Raw genomic sequence first — 17,194 nt, forward strand, 5'->3', positions numbered from 1 at the left:
GCAATATTCTCTCTAGGCCAACGGAAATTCCACCGCTGCTTGATGGGTTGCGCGCGTTGAACTATCGCGTTCTTGCGGTTGATTTCTCGCGCTACACCCATCCTACGGCGCATCCCCTGTTTTCCGTAGGATGGGTGTAGCGCGCGGAGCGGCGGAATAGCACTTTGGACTGACGCGCGCGCAACCCATCAGGCGGCGCACCCGATGTCGCCGGTCTACAAATACCGCTTGAACCACGCCAACATCCGGCTCCAGCCGTCCTTGGCAGCCTCGGGCTTGTAGCTGGCCCGGTAGTCCGCCATGAAGGCATGATCGGCGTCAGGGTAGACCACGAACTCGGACTGCTTGGCCGCGGCATTGCCGGCGGCCAGCTTGGTCTTCATGATCTCGATATCCGATACCGGAATGCTGCCGTCCTTCGCGCCATACAGGCCCAGCACCGGCCCGTGCAGCTCGTTGACCACATCAAAAGCCACGCGCTTGATCAGGGGGCCGTGGCCCACGCTGAGCTTGCCGTACCAGGCGACGGCCGCCTTCACATTGGGGTTGTGCGCGGCATACATCCAGGTCAGGCGTCCACCCCAGCAGAAGCCGGTCACCGCCACGCGCTTGGCATCGCCACCGTTTTGCGCCGCCCACGCCACGCTGGCGTCCAGGTCAGCGAACACCTGGTCGTCAGGCACCTTGCTGACGATTTCGCCAATCAACTTTGGAATGTCCGTATAGACCGAGGCGTCACCCTGGCGCTCGTATAGATTGGCGGCCACGGCCAGGTAACCGGCCTTGGCAACGCGGCGGCAGACATCCTTGATGTGCTCGTGCACGCCAAAGATCTCTTGCACGACCAGCACGATGGGCAGGTCGCGTTGGCCTTCAGGCGCGGCGTAATAGGCGGCAATGGAACCATCAGCCACGGGGAGTTGAAAATCCCCGTGAACCAGGCCCTGCGTGTCCGTGTGGATAACGGTGGAAGCGACGTTGCCGGCGGCGGCGGAAAAACTCATGGAGTACTCCTGTGTAGGGATCAACGACACCGGGTCCCCCGTTCCGCGCGCGTCCCTAGTGCGGGTGGGCATGCTCCGCATGGGGGGCGCCGTGACCAGCGTCGGCTCCATGCTCATGCCCGTGGTGCATCAGCGTGGTGACGCTGTAAATCAGCGCCACGCCCACGCCTACCAGCAACAATTGCGGGACGGCATCCGAAAGGGACACCCGTTCGTGCATCTGCGGCATCAGATCGGCCACCGAGATGTAAAGGAAGCTGCTGGCGGCAATCACCAGGACATACGGCACCCAACCCTGGGCTTGCTGAAGCACGAAGTACCCTATTATGCCGCCCACGGCTGAACACAAGCTGGTGAACAGGATCAGGGAAAAGGCGCGGCGACGCGCCAGCCCCGCATTCAGCAGCACGACGAAATCGCTTAGCTTGTGCGGCACTTCATGCACGATGATCGACGCGGCCGTCAGCACGCCCAGCAGCGGATCGGTCAGGAACGCTGCCGCCACCAGCACGCCGTCGCACAAGTTGTGCAACGAACTGCCGATCAGGATCAGCACGCCCCCGCGCCCCGCCTCGTGATGGTCGTGACCCTTGTGATGGTGATGGCCGTCGCCCTCGTGGTGATGGCTATGGCGCAGCAGCGCGATTTTTTCCAGCACGAAGAAGCCGATCAACGAAGCCAGCATCAGCCCGAACAGCGCATGGGCGTCGCCCACCGCCCCCTCAAAGGCCTCGGGCAGCAAGTGCAGGAGCGCTACCGACAGCAATACCCCCACCGACAGGCTCACCATGTGATGCAGGTATTGGGCAAACACCTTGTAAGCCAGCCAGCTGGCGACAAAGACGGCAATAAGGCCACCGGTGACGGTGGCAAGCAGGACCCAGAGCAGCAACATTTGGGGGACGCAATATAGGCGGGGGAAGCGCAACATTATATTGTTGCAATCCCAAAACCGGAAATGGGCCGCCCAAAGGCGGCCCATCGGTCCTGCGTACGGCCGGCGCGCGCTTAGTGCGCCTGCTCCCAGTTCTTCCCCATGCCCACTTCCGCGACCAACGGCACGCGCAGCTCGGCCACACTGCACATCAGGCGCGGCAACGCTTCCTTGACAAGTTCGATCTCGGCGTCCGGCGCTTCCAGCACCAGTTCATCGTGTACCTGCATGATCATGCGCGTTTGCAGCTTTTCGGATTCCAGCCACCCCTGCACCGCCACCATCGCCATCTTGATCAGATCGGCCGCCGTGCCCTGCATGGGCGCATTGATGGCCGCGCGCTCGGCCCCCTGCCGGCGAGGGCCGGAGGCGCCGCGGATCTCCGGCAGTTGCAGGCGGCGCCCGAACACGGTTTCCACGTAGCCTTGCTCGCGCGCGAGCCGGCGGGTGTTTTCCATGTACATCGCCACGCCGGGATAGCGCGCGAAGTAGCGGTCGATGTAGGCTTGCGCCGCGTCCCGCGTGATACCCAGGTTGGACGCCAGGCCGAACACGCCCATGCCGTAGATCAGCCCGAAGTTGATGGCCTTGGCGGCACGGCGCTGCTCGGTCGACACGTCGGGCAATGCCACGCCAAACACCTCCGACGCCGTGGCGCGGTGGATGTCCTCGCCCGCGGCGAAGGCGCGTTGCAGGTTGGCGTCGTCAGAGACGTGCGCCATGATCCGCAATTCAATCTGCGAATAGTCAGCCGACAGCAGCAAGCCCTGTTCCGCGATGAACGCCTCGCGCACGCGGCGGCCCGCCTCGGTGCGAACCGGGATGTTCTGCAAGTTGGGGTCGGACGAGGCCAGACGGCCCGTGATCACCGCGGCCTGCGCGTAGCGCGTGTGCACGCGCCCCGTGTCCGGGTTGATCATGCGCGGCAGCTTGTCCGTATAGGTCGATTTCAGCTTGGACAGGCCCCGGTATTCCAACAGCACCTGCGGCAGCGGATAGTCCTGCGCCAGCTTGGTCAGCACGTCTTCGTCGGTGGACGGCGCTCCGCCCGCTGTCTTGCGCACGACCGGTAGCTGCATGCGGTCAAACAGGATCTCGCCCAATTGCTTGGGCGAATTCAGGTTGAACGGCTGCCCGGCCAGTTCATAGGCCTTTTGCTCCAGGCGCAGCATTTCCTGCCCCAGCTTATGGCTTTGGCGACCGAGTTCAGCGGCATCCACCTTCACGCCGTTGCGCTCGATGGTGGTCAGCACCGCTGACACCTGAATCTCAAGCTGGTAGATGCGGTTCAGCCCGTCATCGGCCGCGACCATCGGGCGCAGCACCTGATGCAGCTGCAAGGTGAAGTCAGCGTCTTCGGCGGCGTAGTGGCCGGCCTTGTCGACCGCCACCTCGTCAAAGCCGATCTGCTTGGCGCCCTTGCCGCACAGATCCTCGTACGACACGCCGCTGCGGCCCAGGTAACGCTGGGCCAGGTCATTCAGGCCCACGCCGCGATGGGACTCCAGCACATAGGCTTCAAGCATCGTGTCTTCGGCGATGCCCGCCAGCCGGATGCCTTCGTTGGCGAAGACATGCGCGTCGTACTTGGCGTGATGCAGCAGCTTGGCGCGGGTCTCGTCTTCCAGCCACGGTTTCAGGCGGGCCAACACCTCGGCCTTGGGCAATTGGGTCGCGCCATCGGGGCCGCGATGCGCCACCGGGATATAGCACGCCACGCCCGGCGCCACCGCCAGCGACAGGCCGACAAGCCGGGCCTGCATCTGATCCAGCGACGTGGTTTCGGTGTCCAGCGCCACCAGGGACGCGCCCTGCAATTTTTCAAACCAGGCGTCGAATTCCGTCCAATCGGAAATAATGCGGTAATCCAGTTCAGCGGGCGCTGCCGGCGCCTCGGCCGCAATGCGCGCATCGCCCGTGGGCACGCGCTCGGCGTCACCGGTCAGGTCGCGCAGCCAGGTGCGAAAACCATAGCGCTCGTACAGTTCGGTCAGCGTGGCGTTGTCGCGTTCGCGCGGGATCAGGTCGTCCACGCTTTCCACGTGGCCGGCCAGGTCGCAGTCGTACTTCACCGTCAACAACTGGCGCGTCAGCGGGAAGTTCGGGATGGCTTCGCGCAGATTGTTGCCCGCCACGCCCTTGATGCCGTCGGCTTCCTCAATCAGCTTGTCGATGGAACCGAATTCCGTCAGCCACTTGACCGCCGTCTTGGGACCCACCTTGGTCACGCCCGGCACGTTGTCCACCGTATCACCCACCAGCATCAGGTAGTCCACGATGCGGTCGGGCGGCACGCCAAACTTGTTGACGACCCCGGGTTCATCCAGCACTTCACCGGTCATGGTGTTGACCAGGGTGACATGGCTGTTGACCAATTGCGCCAGGTCCTTGTCGCCGGTGGAGACGATGGTGTGCACATCGTGCTCGGCAGCGCGCTTGGCCAGAGTGCCGATCACATCGTCAGCTTCCACCCCTTCGATGGCCAGCACCGGCCAGCCCAGCGCGCGAACGGCACGGTGGATGGGCTCGATTTGCGCCGCCAGGTCTTCCGGCATGGGGGGACGGTGCGACTTGTACTCCGGATACAAATCGTCCCGGAAGGTCTTGCCGCGGGCATCGAAAATACATGCGGCATACTCTGCCTTATGGTCAGATACAAGCTTGCGCAACATATTCACCACGCCGTAAAGCGCACCCGTGGGTTCGCCTTGCGCATTGCGCAAATCAGGCATAGCGTGGAAAGCGCGGTACAAGTAACTTGAACCGTCGACCAGTAATAAGGTTTTTTTCATGGTTACAAAGGCAGATATGGCAACAACTGCGGAAACACCCGCCAACAAACAAATTCCGCTGATTATGTCAGAGATACGGACGGCGGCAGACGAGCTCGCGAACATCGGGCCCGCGGTCAGCGTCTTCGGCAGTGCACGAGTCAGTCGCAATTCTCCCCACTATGAAACCACCGTCGCGATTTCGGCCGCCCTGGCCGGCGCCGGTTTTGCGGTGATCGCCGGGGGCGGCCCAGGCATCATGGAGGCCGCCAACAAGGGCGCCTTCGAGGCAGGCGGCACCAGCATCGGGCTGAACATCAGCCTGCCCCACGAAGCGCACAACAATGAATATCAGACAATCAGCCTGTCGTTTGAATATTTCTTTTCGCGCAAGGCCACGTTCTTCATGCACAGCTTCGCCTATGTGGCGATGCCGGGCGGTTTTGGCACCCTGGATGAACTCTTCGAAGCGTTGACGCTTATCCAGACGGGCAAGGTCCCGCCCGCCCCCATTGTGCTGGTGGGCAGTGAGTACTGGTCCGGCCTGGTCGAATGGCTAGGCGGCCAAGTGCTGGCCAACGGCATGATCGGCGCGCACGACCTGGACCTTTTCATCATCGAAGACGATCCCGTCAAGGTGGTGCGTCGCGTGGTGGAATTCCACGACAAGGTCAATTCCGACGCGCAATACGCGCCGTCGCTGCCGGCCTGAGTTTTTCAGCCCCCATGAAAAATGCCCCCGAGGGGGCATTTTTCACTTCCGCATGAATGACGGCACGACCTCCGGCGGGATCGGGCACAGATAGGGTTGGCCGCGACGCGCATCCAGCAGTTCTTCCTTGGCGCGCGCCAGCGCCTCGGGCTGCGTGTACAGATCCGCGGCGGTTGCCGCGATGACCTTGGCCGCGTGCACCATGCCCTTGTGCGCCATGGACATCTTGCCTTGCGCCACCATCTGCCACGAATGGAAGGGCGTGCCGTAGGCGTAGCATGCCCCCCAGCATTGCGCCGTGGGCGTCACCCAACTGACGTCGCCCACATCCGTCGACCCATAGGTGATCTCGGTCTTGGCCGGATCAAAAGGCGCCACGCCAGAGAACAGCGGCGTAGGGTTGCGCAGCACCGCGCCCAGGTTCTTGCCCGCGTTGTCGATGTCATCTTCCGTGATCGAATCCCACATGCGGCGTGCGGTCTGCTCCTCGCCCGGCGTATAGGCCGGTCCTTGAAGGGACTGCATGTTGGCGTACATGACTTCGTTCAGCACACGGTTGGGCATGTAGTTCGAGCACGCCTTGTCGAACACGATGTCCAGCTCGCAGCCGGTCATCAGGGCCGCGCCGCGCGCCACGTTCTTCACGCGCTCGTACAACTCCGCCGCCTGCGAATTGATGGGCGCGCGCACCAGGTACAAGACCTCGGCGCGGGCCTGCACCACGTTGGGCGAAATGCCGCCGCTGTTGGTCACGGCGTAATGCACGCGCGCATCCGGCACCATGTGTTCGCGCAGATAGTTCACTCCCACGTTCATCAGTTCCACCGCATCCAGCGCGCTGCGCCCAAGGTGCGGGGAATTGGCGGCGTGCGCGGCGATGCCGCGAAAGCGGAAATAGGCCTGGATGTTGGCCAGCGACGACTGGTGGAAGATCCCCGTGTGCGACGCCGGGTGCCACGTCAAGGCCGCGTCCAGGTCATCGAACAGACCCGCGCGCGCCATGAACGTCTTGCCTGAACCGCCCTCTTCCGCAGGACAGCCATAGAAGCGGATCGTGCCCGTCAGTTGGTTGGCTTCCAGGAATTCCTTGACTGCCACCGCGGCAAAATGCGCGGCCGTGCCCAATAGATGATGGCCGCAGCCATGGCCATTGCCATTGGGCGTTTCCGGCGACGGCTGACAGGCGAACGCGCCACTCTCCTGGCTCAGACCGGACAGCGCGTCGTACTCGCCCAGGATGCCAATGACGGGGCCGCCCTGGCCCGCTTCCGCCACGAAAGCCGTGGGGATTCCGGCGGCGTCCCGCGTGATGCGGAAACCGGCTTCCTCAAGCATGGCGATATGCAACTCGGCCGATTTATGTTCGTCATACCGCAGTTCCGCCAAGCTCCAGATGCGGTCACTCAGGTCTGCGTAACGGTCGCTGCGCGCGTCGATGAACGGCGCAAGTTTGTCGATGGCACCCATTGCTTCTCCAGTGAAAGGGTTGATCCTGTCTCGTTGAAAAAAGCCTGTCATTCGTCCAGCTTGATGCCAGCAGTTTCAATGATTTTCCGATTGGCAGCCAGCGTCTGCGCGATGCGCTGCGCGAACGCTTCCGGCGTCCCGCCGTCCGGCTGCGCGCCAAGCGCCGCCAGGCGCTGCACCAATGCGGGATCGGCCAGCGCGCGGCCCACGGCCTGATTCAAGGTCCGCACCACGGCGTCGGGCGTTCCCGCAGGCGCGACCAGCCCGAACCAAGTCTGGCCCAGCGCATTCAACTGCGGATATCCCAGTTCGGCCAACGTCGGCAAGGCCGGCATGCCCTCAAGCCGCGCGGGCGCCGACACGGCGATGGCCCGCAGCTTTCCCGCCTTGATCAGCGATTGCGCCGATGCGTACTGATCCTGCTGCACCTGCACCTCGCCACCGACCGCAGCCGTCAGCGCCGGCCCCATGCCACGGTATGGCACATGCAGGACATCAACCTTCAGGTCGGCATTCATCGCCGCCAGATTCAGGTGGCCCAGCGAACCGACGCCGGGCGAGCCAAAGGAATACTTGCCCGGATGCGCGCGCAGTTCGGCCAGAAACTGCGGGAAATCCTGCGCGGGAAAGGCCGGGTTCACCATCCACACGACCGGCACCGTGGCCACCGACGCCACCGGCATCAGTTGGCGGGCGGGGTCTACCCGCTGGGTGCCGTACAGCAAGGGATTGACGGCCATGGTGCTGACGGTCGCCATGCCCAAGGTGTAGCCGTCCGGTTCGGCGCGCGCCACGGCTTCGGTACCGATCAGCCCGCCCGCGCCAGCGCGGTTCTCGACGACCACGCTCTGGCCCAGCTCCTTGCGCAAGCCGTCGGCCACGGCACGCGCCAGCACGTCCGTGGACCCGCCTGGCGCAAAAGGCACGACCAAGCGCACTGGTTGAGACGGATACGCGCCCTGGGCGGCGGCGAAAGTAGAAGCGCTGAAGGCAACGGCGCAGACAACGGCATGCAGCAGGCGGGACTTCATGGACCAGACACTCCTAAGGCGCGGGCAACGAACGGGATCGCAGCATTGTGGCCAGGGCATATCCTTATTTCAAATACATTAATGCGTAGATATATTCGTATTTTGAATAGCTTGGATCCATCGATGGACGTCGCGCCTGCCACCCTGCTTTCCCGCCTGCTCGCCAAAGGGCGGCTGCGCCATCTACAGCTGTTGGCCAGCATCGCCGACCTGGGCAGCATCCAGCAGGCGGCCAGCCACATCGGCCTGAGCCAGCCTGCCGCCACCCATGCGCTGGCCGATATCGAAGACCTGCTGGGGGTTCGCCTGTTTGAACGCCACGCGCGCGGCATGCGCACCACGCGCAGCGGCCAACTCATGGCGGAATGCGCGCGCGGCATGTTGACGACCTTGCGCGCCTCGACCGATTCCGTGGCCGCGTTGCGCGACGGCGCCGCGAGCAGCCTGCGCCTGGGCGCGATCCCCGCTGCCAGCGGCGGCCTGCTGGCCGAGCGGTTGCCGGCCTACATGACCGCACATCCCGATCTGCATGTTGAGGTGGTGGAAGGCAGCCGCGAACAACTGCTGCCGCTTGCCGCCAACGGCAGCCTGGACATGCTGCTCTGCCGCCGTCCGGAAGCCGTGCCCACCAACCTGGAATTCGTGCCGCTACAACAGGACATCGCCGTGATCGTCGCCACGGACGGACATCCCTTGCTGGCCCCGGGTTGTTCGCCCACGTCGGAACAGGTCGCATCGCAACTGTGGATCGAGCCCCGGCCCGAACTTGCCATCCATGCCGTCTTCACCGCGTTCTTCGAGCGGGCGGGCGTTGTGCCCCGCCGATGCCGGCTGGCTAGTGCGGCGCCGCCCATGCCCTTGCTGATTGCCGTCATGCGCGCGCAGCACGCGCTGGCGATGGTGCCGTTGACGTTGGCCAACTGGTATGTGCAGCACGGCCATTTCCAGCGCGTGGCGATTGAGTCTCCGGGCTCGTTCGCGCCCATCGGCGCCATCGTCCGTGAGCAAGGCCCGGGCCGCGATTTCCTGGAATGGCTACGCCGGTAAAGCGCGAGTCAGCCCATCGCCTTGATGATGGCCTCGCGCGCCAGCCCGATGAATTCGCTCTCGCCAGGCCTTGCCGGCAGCAAGCGGAATTCCACCGCCGGCAAGGCGGGCAGTCCAGGCGCGTGCAAGCGTGCGATGCCGGGGGCCAGCGCCGATTCGTTCAGGCACGCCACCCCCAGGCCCGCCGAAATCGCCAACTGCAAACCCGCCACGCCCGACGCCACGTGCGCCACCGTGTAAGGCACGCCACGGCGTGACAGCAGCCGTTCAACGTATTGCCGCAACGCACACGTTTCCGGCAACACCAGCAACGGCAAGGGCTTGCCTGCCTGCGCGCCCGTGCCTTCAGCTGCCATCCAGAGCAATGACTCGCGGCGCAGCAAAGTGCCTTGCGCACGGCCCCGGGAAGCCCCGCGCTCCTGGATCGACATCGATATGCCCACATCGATTTCGCCGCGCTCATAGGCGGCCTCGATGGCCCCGCTCTTCATGATCGTCACGTGCAAGCGCACCTGCGGATACTGCTCGTTCAGGCGCCGCAGCATGTGCGCCACATCGCCGGGACGAAAGTAATCCGTGATGTAGAGCCGCAGCTCGCCCCGCAAGGCCACACCCCGCAGGTCACGATAGGCCTCATCGCTCAGGGCCAGGATCGCGCGCGCATGGGCCAACAGGCGCTCGCCCGCAGGCGTTGCGGCCACGCCAGCCTTGCCACGCACCAGCAAGGACTGCCCGGCGCGGTCTTCAAGCTTGCGCATCTGCTCGCTCACCGATGACTGCGACAAAAACACCTTGGGCGCGGCGGCCGTCAGGCTGCCGGCGTCCAGAACGGCAACCAGCGTGCGCAACTGGTCAAGATCAAATCCAGACATGGCACATCCAACGGATTATTCGATGGATTAAATCGTAAATTCCCGCTTTTCCGATGTCAATCGGACCCCTAGACTGGCCTCACACCTACCCAATCAGGAGTCCACCATGCCCCATATCGTCGTCCATCTTTCCGGCCAACCCAATGCCGCCACCAACCGTCGCGTCGTGGATTCCGTGGCCGGCCTGACGCAGACGGTGCTTGGCAAAAAGCTGCCCGTCATCGCGATTACGCTTCAGCACGTCCCGCACGATCTATGGTTCATCGGCGGCCGTCCGCTGTCGGAACTGGGCAAGAACGCCTTCCATCTGGACATCAGCGTTACTGACGAAACCAACACCAAGGCCGAGAAGGCCCGTTTCATCAAGGAGATCTATGCCGCGTTCCAGGAGATCCTGGGCGAACTGCACGAATGCTCCTATGTGCATGTGATCGACGCACGAGCCGCCGCGTATGGGTATGGCGGCGCCACGCAGGAGTACCGACACCAACAAAACGGTGTCTAGGCTTACCCGATGGGAAATGCCCCCGCGCCACGCCCGCCCCAGCCTCGGGACACGACAGAGCCGCCGCCCGCAATCGTTCGGGACGAAACCGGGCGGCGCCTGCCTTGGGGCAATGGACTTCAGTCTGAACGCCTGCCGAACAGTCCGGCGACGCCATACTTGATTCGCGACCACAGCGCCTTCAGGCCGATGCTGAGCATGTTCAGCTCAGCCGCTTTCGGCGCAGGCCGTGCCGGGCGTCCTCTTGACTCAATGATTTTGGTTTGCGCCAGCGCCAGGACGGCCTGTGCCTGACACAGCACGGCTTGCGCCTGTTGCAGCACCGCCTGTGAGTCGGCCGAGCCGGCCGCGCTCGCGCCCGGACCAGCGGGCCGCAGGGCGGGTGCTCCGGCGCTTGCCGCGGGCACCCCTGTTGCGCTGGCAGGAGAAGTCTGCGCTGCGGAAAAAGCCTGCTGGCCGCCCTCCGGATGCGCTTCATCATCCAGCAACCGGCCAAGATTCTGTTCAAACTGCCCCAGAATCTGAGAGGCCACTTCCGCAATCATGCCGCTGCCCCGGCCATACTGGGCCACCGAACCGGACAGCACGAGCTGCGTGACGACGGTGACATCCGTGCCGCCAGCCTCGGCTGGCGTCAGCGCAAAGCTGAATTCGGATTGCGCGCCGCCGCGGCCTTTGGGGTCCAACCCCGAACCTTGCAGCCAGGCGATGTGCGCCTCCTCGTCCGTCCGCACCAATTCGGCCTGTCCGTCAAAGGCCAGCTTGATCGGCCCTAGCCGGACGGACACGGAACCTCTGTATTTGTTATTGCCAAGCACTTCGGTAAGACGGGCGCCTGGCAGGCAGGGCAAAATGCGAGGCACATCCAGCATCAACTTCCACGCCTCATCCATCGGCAGGGGAACATGAAATTTGTTCGTGAATTCCATTACTTTTCCTCGGGGGATGGGCAAGCGCCAACTGGCTCGCCCGAAGCGCGGTCTATCAATTCCAGCAGACGCACAGGGCTTAGCGGAAACTCCGCCAATCGCACGCCAATGTCCGATAAAGCATGTTCGACGGCGCCGATGACGGCGGCGGCCACCGGCACGGTCGCGCATTCGCCAATGCCCTTGACCCCCAGCGGGTTGAGCGTCGTGGGCGAAGGCTGGAAGAACACGTCAATGCGCGGCACCTCCGGCGCGGTCGGAAGCAAATACTCGGCGAAGGTCGTCGTGATCGGTTGACCGCCCGCGTCGTAGCCCATCCACTCGAACAGGGCATTGCCGATGCCGTGCACGACGCCGCCATGCACTTGTCCGTGCGCGAGCATCGGATTGATGATGCGACCGCTGTCTTGCACGGCGACGTACCGCACAATGCGGATTTCACCGGTCAGCGGGTCGACCTCGACCTCGCACGCATGGGATGCGCCGGCGTATGCCTGAGCATCGCAGTGGAAATGGACCGTCTCGTCCAGGCCAGGGTCTCCCTCCTGAGGCAGGGCGTAGCCCGGCACGCCCTTCCACAGCATCGCCAGGCGTGCCAAGGAAACGGAGGTGTTGTCAGGACCGCGCAGCTCGCCGTTGGCAAGCGTGAGCGAGTCGGGCTCCACGTTCAACAGCGCTGCGGCACTATTGATGATCTTGGTGCGCAATTTGGCCGCCGCCTGTTCAACGGCCGATCCGGCCATGATGGCCTGACGGCTGGCGAAGCCGCCCATGCCATAGTTGATGAACGAGGTATCGCCCGCCTGCACCTGCACCGCCTCGGCTTGCACGCCGAAATGGGCCGCGCAGATCTGCGCCAAAGTCGTTTTGATGCCCTGCCCCATGGCCAGCGCACCGGTATAGATGGTGATCTGGCCCGAGGGAAGCACGCGCACGCGGGCAGACTCGAACGGGCCGCGCCCCGTGGGCTTGACGCTATTGGCCACGGCGACGCCTCGTGACCATCCGCGCGAAGCCGCTTCCGCGCGCCGGGCTTCAAACCCCTCGTAGTCGATTTCGAGCAACGCACGCGCCTGCAAGGCGGGAAAATCCCCGCTGTCGATGGTGAGCGGCACGCCGGCGCGGGACTTCAGCGGCTTGGTGTAGGGAATATCTTCAGGCGGAATGAAGTTGCGGCGGCGGCATTCGGCGCGGTCGATGCCAAGCTCAAGCGCAATGCGGTCAATCATGCGTTCCATGACGAACGCCGCCTGCGGATAACCCGCGCCGCGCACGGTCGCCACCGGCACCTTGTTGGTGTAGACCACGCGAACGTCCAAGTCGTATGCCGGAACGCGATATGGACCGGACAGGGACGAAGCAGAGTTGTACGGCACATTGGTGCCCTGCGGCGTGTAGGCCCCATGGTCATGCACCATGTCACCGCGCACCGCCAGGATATGGCCGTCGGCATCAACGGCATATTCGATCGACCAGTATTGGTCACGCTCCTGGATGGAGGTCAGGAAGTTTTCGCGCCGGTCTTCCAGCCACTTCACCGGCCGCCCCAGCATGCGGGCAGCAGCAGGGATCGCGATTTCTTCCGGATAAATCATGAACTTCGCGCCGAAGCCGCCACCGACGTCCGGCGTGATCACGCGCAACTGGTCTTCGGGCTGTCCGAGCATCAACGCGATGGTGTAGTGCAGCTCATGCGCCATCTGGGTCGAAGACCAGACGGTAAGGGTTCCCGAGGCCGGTTCGGGCATGGCGAGGACGCCCCTGCCCTCCATCGGATGGGCCGCGCCCCGATGGGTCCAGAAGCGTTCGCTGAGCACGCGATGCGCGCAACCAAACGCCGCCTCGCAGTCGCCATAGCCCAAGGTGTAGCGTTGCAGGACGTTGGATTCCAGCTCGGTGCGAACCCGTGGAGAAGCCTCTTCAGACGCTTCGCGGCAGTCGGACACCGCCTCCAGCAGTTCGTATTCAATGGCAACCATGGCGGCGGCGTCTTCCGCCAAATGACGGCTTTGCGCCACGACCAGCACGATGGCTTCGCCAACGAACGCAACTTCATGGGCCGCCAGGACAAACGGCGTGGTATTGGCCGGCAAGGCAGCAAGCGCGAAACCCAGCGGCATGCGCCATTCCGTCAATTGGCCATAGAGATCGGCGGACGCATACACCGCGACCACGCCGGGCATCGCGCGTGCCGGTTCCAGGTCCATAGAGAGGATTCGCGCGTGCGCGTGGGGGCTGCGCACGAAACAGGCGTGCAGCGGCGCCGCAACGGGAATGTCGTCCAGGAACCCGGCATTGCCTGTCAGCAGCGCCGCGTCCTCGACGCGCAGCACCGATGCGCCCATACCGGTGGCGCGCGTCGTGTCGGCCATGACCTTGGCGTGCGTTGGCGCTTTCATGAGGCTTGTCTCGCCCGTAGCAGGACGGCCGCGCGCAATACGGCGCTGACGATATTCTGGTAGCCCGTGCAGCGGCACAGGTGGCCCGACAATACGTCGCGGATTTCGGCCTCGGAGGGGTCGGGATGATGGGTCAACATTTCAGCGACCGACATCAGAATGCCAGGCGTGCAGTAGCCGCACTGCAATCCGTGAAGCTCGTGAAATGCCTGCTGGATCGGATGCAGCGTGCCATCCGCCTCGGCCAAGCCCTCAACCGTTTGAACCTCGCTGCCTTCGGCCTGCACCGCCAGCATCAGGCAACCGCGCGTGCTGCATCCGTCGACCAGCACGGTACAGGCGCCGCAGACACCGTGCTCGCAGCCTACGTGCGTGCCGGTCAGCTTCAGTTCTCCGCGCAGGAAGTCCGCCAGGTTGACGCGCGGCTCGGCCGTCCCTTCGTAAGACTTTCCGTTGACATGCAGCCTGATCGGCCGTGCCTGGGATGCTTGCCCGTTATTCATTCCTGCCTCGCGGTATGGTTGTGAGCCCGTTCGATTGCCAGCGCCAGTGCACGCTGCGCCAGTACGCCGGCCAGGCGCTGGCGGTACCAGGACGGAACATAGCTGTCGCCGACGGCGTCAATCGCGGCGCACAGACGCGCCGCGCGGGCAAGGTCGGCAGCCTCGCCACGGCTTCCCAGCAAGGCCGCCTCCACCTCGTGCATTCGCAAGGGCGCAGACGCCACGCCGCCCAATGTCAGCGACACCCGCTGCAAGCGGCCATCCTCGTCAAACAACACAAGCGCCGCCGCGGAAACAATGGCGAAGTCCCCGTGCCTGCGTGCGAATTCAATGAATGCGTGTCCATGCGTGGCCGGCCAGGGCTCGACACGGATGGCGATCAACATTTCGTCGGGATCCATGGCAGGTGTCATGTATCCGGCGGGAAAGTCGGCCATCTTCACGGTGCGCGTGCCGCGCACCCCGGCTACCGTGAGGACGGCGTCCATCGCCAGGGCCACGGTCGGAATTTCGGCCGACGGATCCAACTGGCACAGGCTGCCGCCTACGGTGCCGCGATTGCGGGTCTGCCGATGGCCGACATTCAGTATCGCTTCGTGCCACAGCGGCAGGCGCGTTTGCACCAGTTCCGAGAACTCAACGCCGCGCTGGCGAGTCATGGCGCCGATCTCGATGCCTTGCTCGCCATCGCGCAAGTATGACAACGCCTCGATGCGGTTGACATCAATGAGGCAGTCCGGAAAGGCGAAGCGCATATTGAGCATCGCCATCAGGGACTGGCCGCCCGCCAGAATGCGGGCGTTGTCCACTTGGCTGAGCATTTGCAGCGCCTCGTCGAGCGTGGCGGGCGCGTGATACTGCAGCACGGGGGCTTTCATATGCGTCAGATCTTGGACAAATCCAGCGCCGATGCCGCGAACAGCTCTTCGGGCTTGACCTGGCGCTTGGACAGGCCTTGCTCGAAGTGATAACGCGCAAAGGTCTCGATCGTGTGCCGGTTGGCTTCCAGCCCGAACGGCCAGAAGTCCTCGCCCATCAGCGCACGCGTGTCGTTCAAGTGATGGACCATCCAGGGCAAGGTGACTGCCAAATGGCAGATCTCGTTCAGTTCATGGGTGGCGAGCGCCTTGGCTTTGATGAAAGCCTTGTAGACACTGACCGGCAGCCATGGATTTTCCTTCACCAGGGACTTGCGGATGCCCACCATGTGCATGATCGGGAAAATGCCGGTGCGGCGGTAATAATCCTTCTCGGCCTCGATGTAGTTGTCGCCGAACAGGCGCCCGACGTTGGGGACGCCGCGCAAGAAGCACGAAGGGGCGCGGGCGCCGATATAGCCGTCGATTTCACCAGACGCCAGCATGTCGGACAGCGTCCGGTCATCGGGAATCTGCTTGAGGTCAATTTCCGGATCCAGCTCGATCGGTGCGCGCTCGCCGCGCCCTGGCTCTTCGATGCCGCCCCGCACCCATTTGATATCGCGGGGCTTGACGCCATATTCGTCCTCGAGAATGCCGCGGATCCAGACGTTGGCCGTGATCTGGTACTCGGGCACGCCAATGGTCTTACCGCGCAGATCCTGCGGGGTATTGATGCCACGATCCGTCCGGACGTAAATGCCCGATTGGCGGAACACACGTGAAATGAACGCAGGGATGGCAACGTACTCGTTATCGCCGCGAGCGGTCGTCATCATGTGACTGCTCATCGAAATCTCGGTGACGTCGAACTCGTGATAGCGGAATGCGCGGTGAAATGCCTCTTCCGGTTCTAGGGGCACCGCGGTCACTTCGCAGCCCTCGATCGGCGCACGGCCATCGAACAGGGCTTGAGTACGGTCATAGTTTCCGCAGGACAGGCTGATACGCAATTTGCTCATGAGGTGATGCTCCTGGTTAATCTACCGAAAGGCCAATCTTGTGGGCCAGCGCCGAGAATCGGTCGATGTCGTCATTGACCATGGTCTGGAAGGCTGCCGGACCATCGCTTGCCGTGCTGTAGCCCAAGTCCGCCAGTTTTTTCTGAATATCGTCGCGCTTCATGATCTGCGCCACACCTTCGTAGATTTTGTTTTTGATGGCTATAGGTGTTCCTGCGGATGTCAGGAAACCATGCCACTGATTCAATTCATAGCCGGGGTAGCCTTGTTCGGCCACGGTCGGAATATCCGGCATCAGGGCCGAGCGTTCCTTGGCCGTCACGCCCAGCGCGCGCAGCTTGCCGGCCTTGATGAAAGGCATGGCGCTGGAAGCGGTGATGATTGCCAGCCCCACCTGACCGCCTGTCACGTCATTCAAGGCCGGGCCGCAACCTTTGTATGGCACGTGTGTCATGTGAATATCGGCCTGCAAATTCAGCATTTCGCCAGCAAGATGCTGCGGAGTGCCGTTGCCACAGGAGCCGAACGACACCAAATTCTTCCCCGGCTTTGCCGCGCTGACCACGTCAGACAACTTCTGATACGGCGAGTCGGGCGGAACGACAAAGACCGACGGGACATAGGCAATATTGATGATCGCCTCGAAGTCCTTCTTGGGGTCAAACGGCAGGGTTTTGAACACGCCCGGATTGATTGCAAACGAGCTGTTCACCATCAGAAGTGAATAGCCGTCTGGCGCCCGTTCAGCGACGATGCGCGCGCCAACGTTGCCGCTGGCGCCCGGCCGGTTCTCCACCACGGCGGTCTTGCCCAGGGTTTCCGTCATGTAATTGCCGATCAGCCGGGCCAGCAGGTCGGTTCCGCCGCCAGGCGGGAATGTAACGATGACGTTGATGGGTTTGCTTGGAAAGGCGGAGGCGTCCTCCGCCCAGGTGGCGCTTGACGCGCTGATGCTGCAGGCGGCCATGAGGGCCGCCTGGACGATGCGACTACGACGTTTCATGTATTCCCCTTGTCGCCGTGGCGTAAGCGCCTTTTGCCGGCTGTTGAATGAAGCGCGATCGGATCCTGACTCTGCTCAGTACGCTGAGCAAATTAATCATAGTACTGATCAATTTATCGATACCATCGGGGTAAATAC

At 63.4% G+C, this 17,194-nt stretch carries 15 protein-coding genes; 3 read left to right on the forward strand and 12 right to left on the reverse strand.

Features of this window, described 5'->3' with window-relative positions; genetic code table 11:
- Positions 1 to 215: 215 nt before the first annotated feature.
- The 3 genes from HV753_RS19220 to polA form a co-directional block, all read right to left on the reverse strand.
- On the reverse strand, positions 216 to 1,004 hold the full coding sequence (locus tag HV753_RS19220; RefSeq protein WP_175176213.1) for a dienelactone hydrolase family protein: 789 nt from the start codon (positions 1,002 to 1,004) through the stop codon (positions 216 to 218).
- A 55-nt stretch (positions 1,005 to 1,059) separates the two neighbouring features.
- Positions 1,060 to 1,899, reverse strand: a complete 840-nt coding sequence (locus HV753_RS19225; protein ID WP_175176214.1) for a ZIP family metal transporter — start codon at positions 1,897 to 1,899, stop codon at positions 1,060 to 1,062.
- Positions 1,900 to 2,012: 113 nt separating this feature from the next.
- Positions 2,013 to 4,730 (reverse strand): DNA polymerase I, encoded by a 2,718-nt coding sequence (gene polA / locus HV753_RS19230; protein WP_175176215.1) that lies wholly within the window; start codon positions 4,728 to 4,730, stop codon positions 2,013 to 2,015.
- On the opposite strand from polA, the gene HV753_RS19235 reads away from it, so the two are divergent.
- The gene (locus HV753_RS19235; RefSeq protein ID WP_454673399.1) at positions 4,729 to 5,421 is read left to right on the forward strand and encodes an LOG family protein; all 693 of its coding nucleotides are present in this window, start codon (positions 4,729 to 4,731) and stop codon (positions 5,419 to 5,421) included. The two genes, polA and HV753_RS19235, sit on opposite strands and share 2 nt — an antisense overlap.
- Positions 5,422 to 5,463: 42 nt before the next feature.
- Here HV753_RS19235 and HV753_RS19240 read toward each other — a convergent pair whose 3' ends face one another.
- Positions 5,464 to 6,888 (reverse strand): M20 family metallopeptidase, encoded by a 1,425-nt coding sequence (locus HV753_RS19240; RefSeq protein ID WP_175176217.1) that lies wholly within the window; start codon positions 6,886 to 6,888, stop codon positions 5,464 to 5,466.
- 47 nt (positions 6,889 to 6,935) lie between these two features.
- Positions 6,936 to 7,919 carry a Bug family tripartite tricarboxylate transporter substrate binding protein gene (locus HV753_RS19245; protein WP_175176218.1) on the reverse strand — a complete coding sequence of 328 codons (984 nt, stop codon included), beginning with the start codon at positions 7,917 to 7,919 and terminating at the stop codon, positions 6,936 to 6,938.
- Positions 7,920 to 8,042: 123 nt separating this feature from the next.
- Between HV753_RS19245 and HV753_RS19250 the strand changes: the two genes are divergently transcribed.
- Positions 8,043 to 8,966 (forward strand): LysR family transcriptional regulator, encoded by a 924-nt coding sequence (locus HV753_RS19250; protein WP_175176219.1) that lies wholly within the window; start codon positions 8,043 to 8,045, stop codon positions 8,964 to 8,966.
- A gap of 8 nt (positions 8,967 to 8,974) precedes the next feature.
- On the opposite strand, the gene HV753_RS19255 is transcribed toward HV753_RS19250, so the two are convergent.
- Entirely contained in the window at positions 8,975 to 9,838 is an 864-nt protein-coding gene (locus HV753_RS19255) for a LysR substrate-binding domain-containing protein (RefSeq protein ID WP_175176220.1), read from the reverse strand.
- 106 nt (positions 9,839 to 9,944) lie between these two features.
- Here HV753_RS19255 and HV753_RS19260 point away from each other — a divergent pair, with 106 nt between their 5' ends.
- A complete protein-coding gene (locus tag HV753_RS19260; protein WP_175176221.1) occupies positions 9,945 to 10,343 on the forward strand; it encodes a tautomerase family protein in 399 nt (132 codons plus the stop codon).
- Positions 10,344 to 10,462: 119 nt separating this feature from the next.
- On the opposite strand, the gene HV753_RS19265 is transcribed toward HV753_RS19260, so the two are convergent.
- Genes HV753_RS19265 through HV753_RS19290 form a run of 6 tightly spaced genes read right to left on the reverse strand, consistent with a single transcriptional unit; the run spans position 10,463 to position 17,056 of the window.
- A complete protein-coding gene (locus tag HV753_RS19265) occupies positions 10,463 to 11,272 on the reverse strand; it encodes an SRPBCC family protein (protein WP_175176222.1) in 810 nt (269 codons plus the stop codon).
- A complete protein-coding gene (locus HV753_RS19270; protein ID WP_246288325.1) occupies positions 11,272 to 13,671 on the reverse strand; it encodes a xanthine dehydrogenase family protein molybdopterin-binding subunit in 2,400 nt (799 codons plus the stop codon). Before HV753_RS19270 ends, HV753_RS19265 begins: the two co-directional genes overlap by 1 nt.
- Positions 13,668 to 14,174 carry a (2Fe-2S)-binding protein gene (locus HV753_RS19275; RefSeq protein WP_175176223.1) on the reverse strand — a complete coding sequence of 169 codons (507 nt, stop codon included), beginning with the start codon at positions 14,172 to 14,174 and terminating at the stop codon, positions 13,668 to 13,670. The genes HV753_RS19270 and HV753_RS19275 overlap by 4 nt, the downstream gene beginning before the upstream one ends.
- Entirely contained in the window at positions 14,171 to 15,040 is an 870-nt protein-coding gene (locus HV753_RS19280; RefSeq protein ID WP_246288326.1) for an FAD binding domain-containing protein, read from the reverse strand. Before HV753_RS19280 ends, HV753_RS19275 begins: the two co-directional genes overlap by 4 nt.
- A gap of 17 nt (positions 15,041 to 15,057) precedes the next feature.
- On the reverse strand, positions 15,058 to 16,053 hold the full coding sequence (locus HV753_RS19285) for an ABC transporter substrate-binding protein (protein WP_175176225.1): 996 nt from the start codon (positions 16,051 to 16,053) through the stop codon (positions 15,058 to 15,060).
- Between the two features lie 16 nt (positions 16,054 to 16,069).
- Positions 16,070 to 17,056, reverse strand: coding sequence for a tripartite tricarboxylate transporter substrate binding protein (locus HV753_RS19290; protein ID WP_175176226.1), 987 nt, complete (start codon positions 17,054 to 17,056; stop codon positions 16,070 to 16,072).
- Positions 17,057 to 17,194 lie beyond the last annotated feature (138 nt).

Origin of the sequence: Achromobacter pestifer (assembly GCF_902859625.1) — a bacterium.
GTDB lineage: Bacteria > Pseudomonadota > Gammaproteobacteria > Burkholderiales > Burkholderiaceae_B > Achromobacter > Achromobacter pestifer.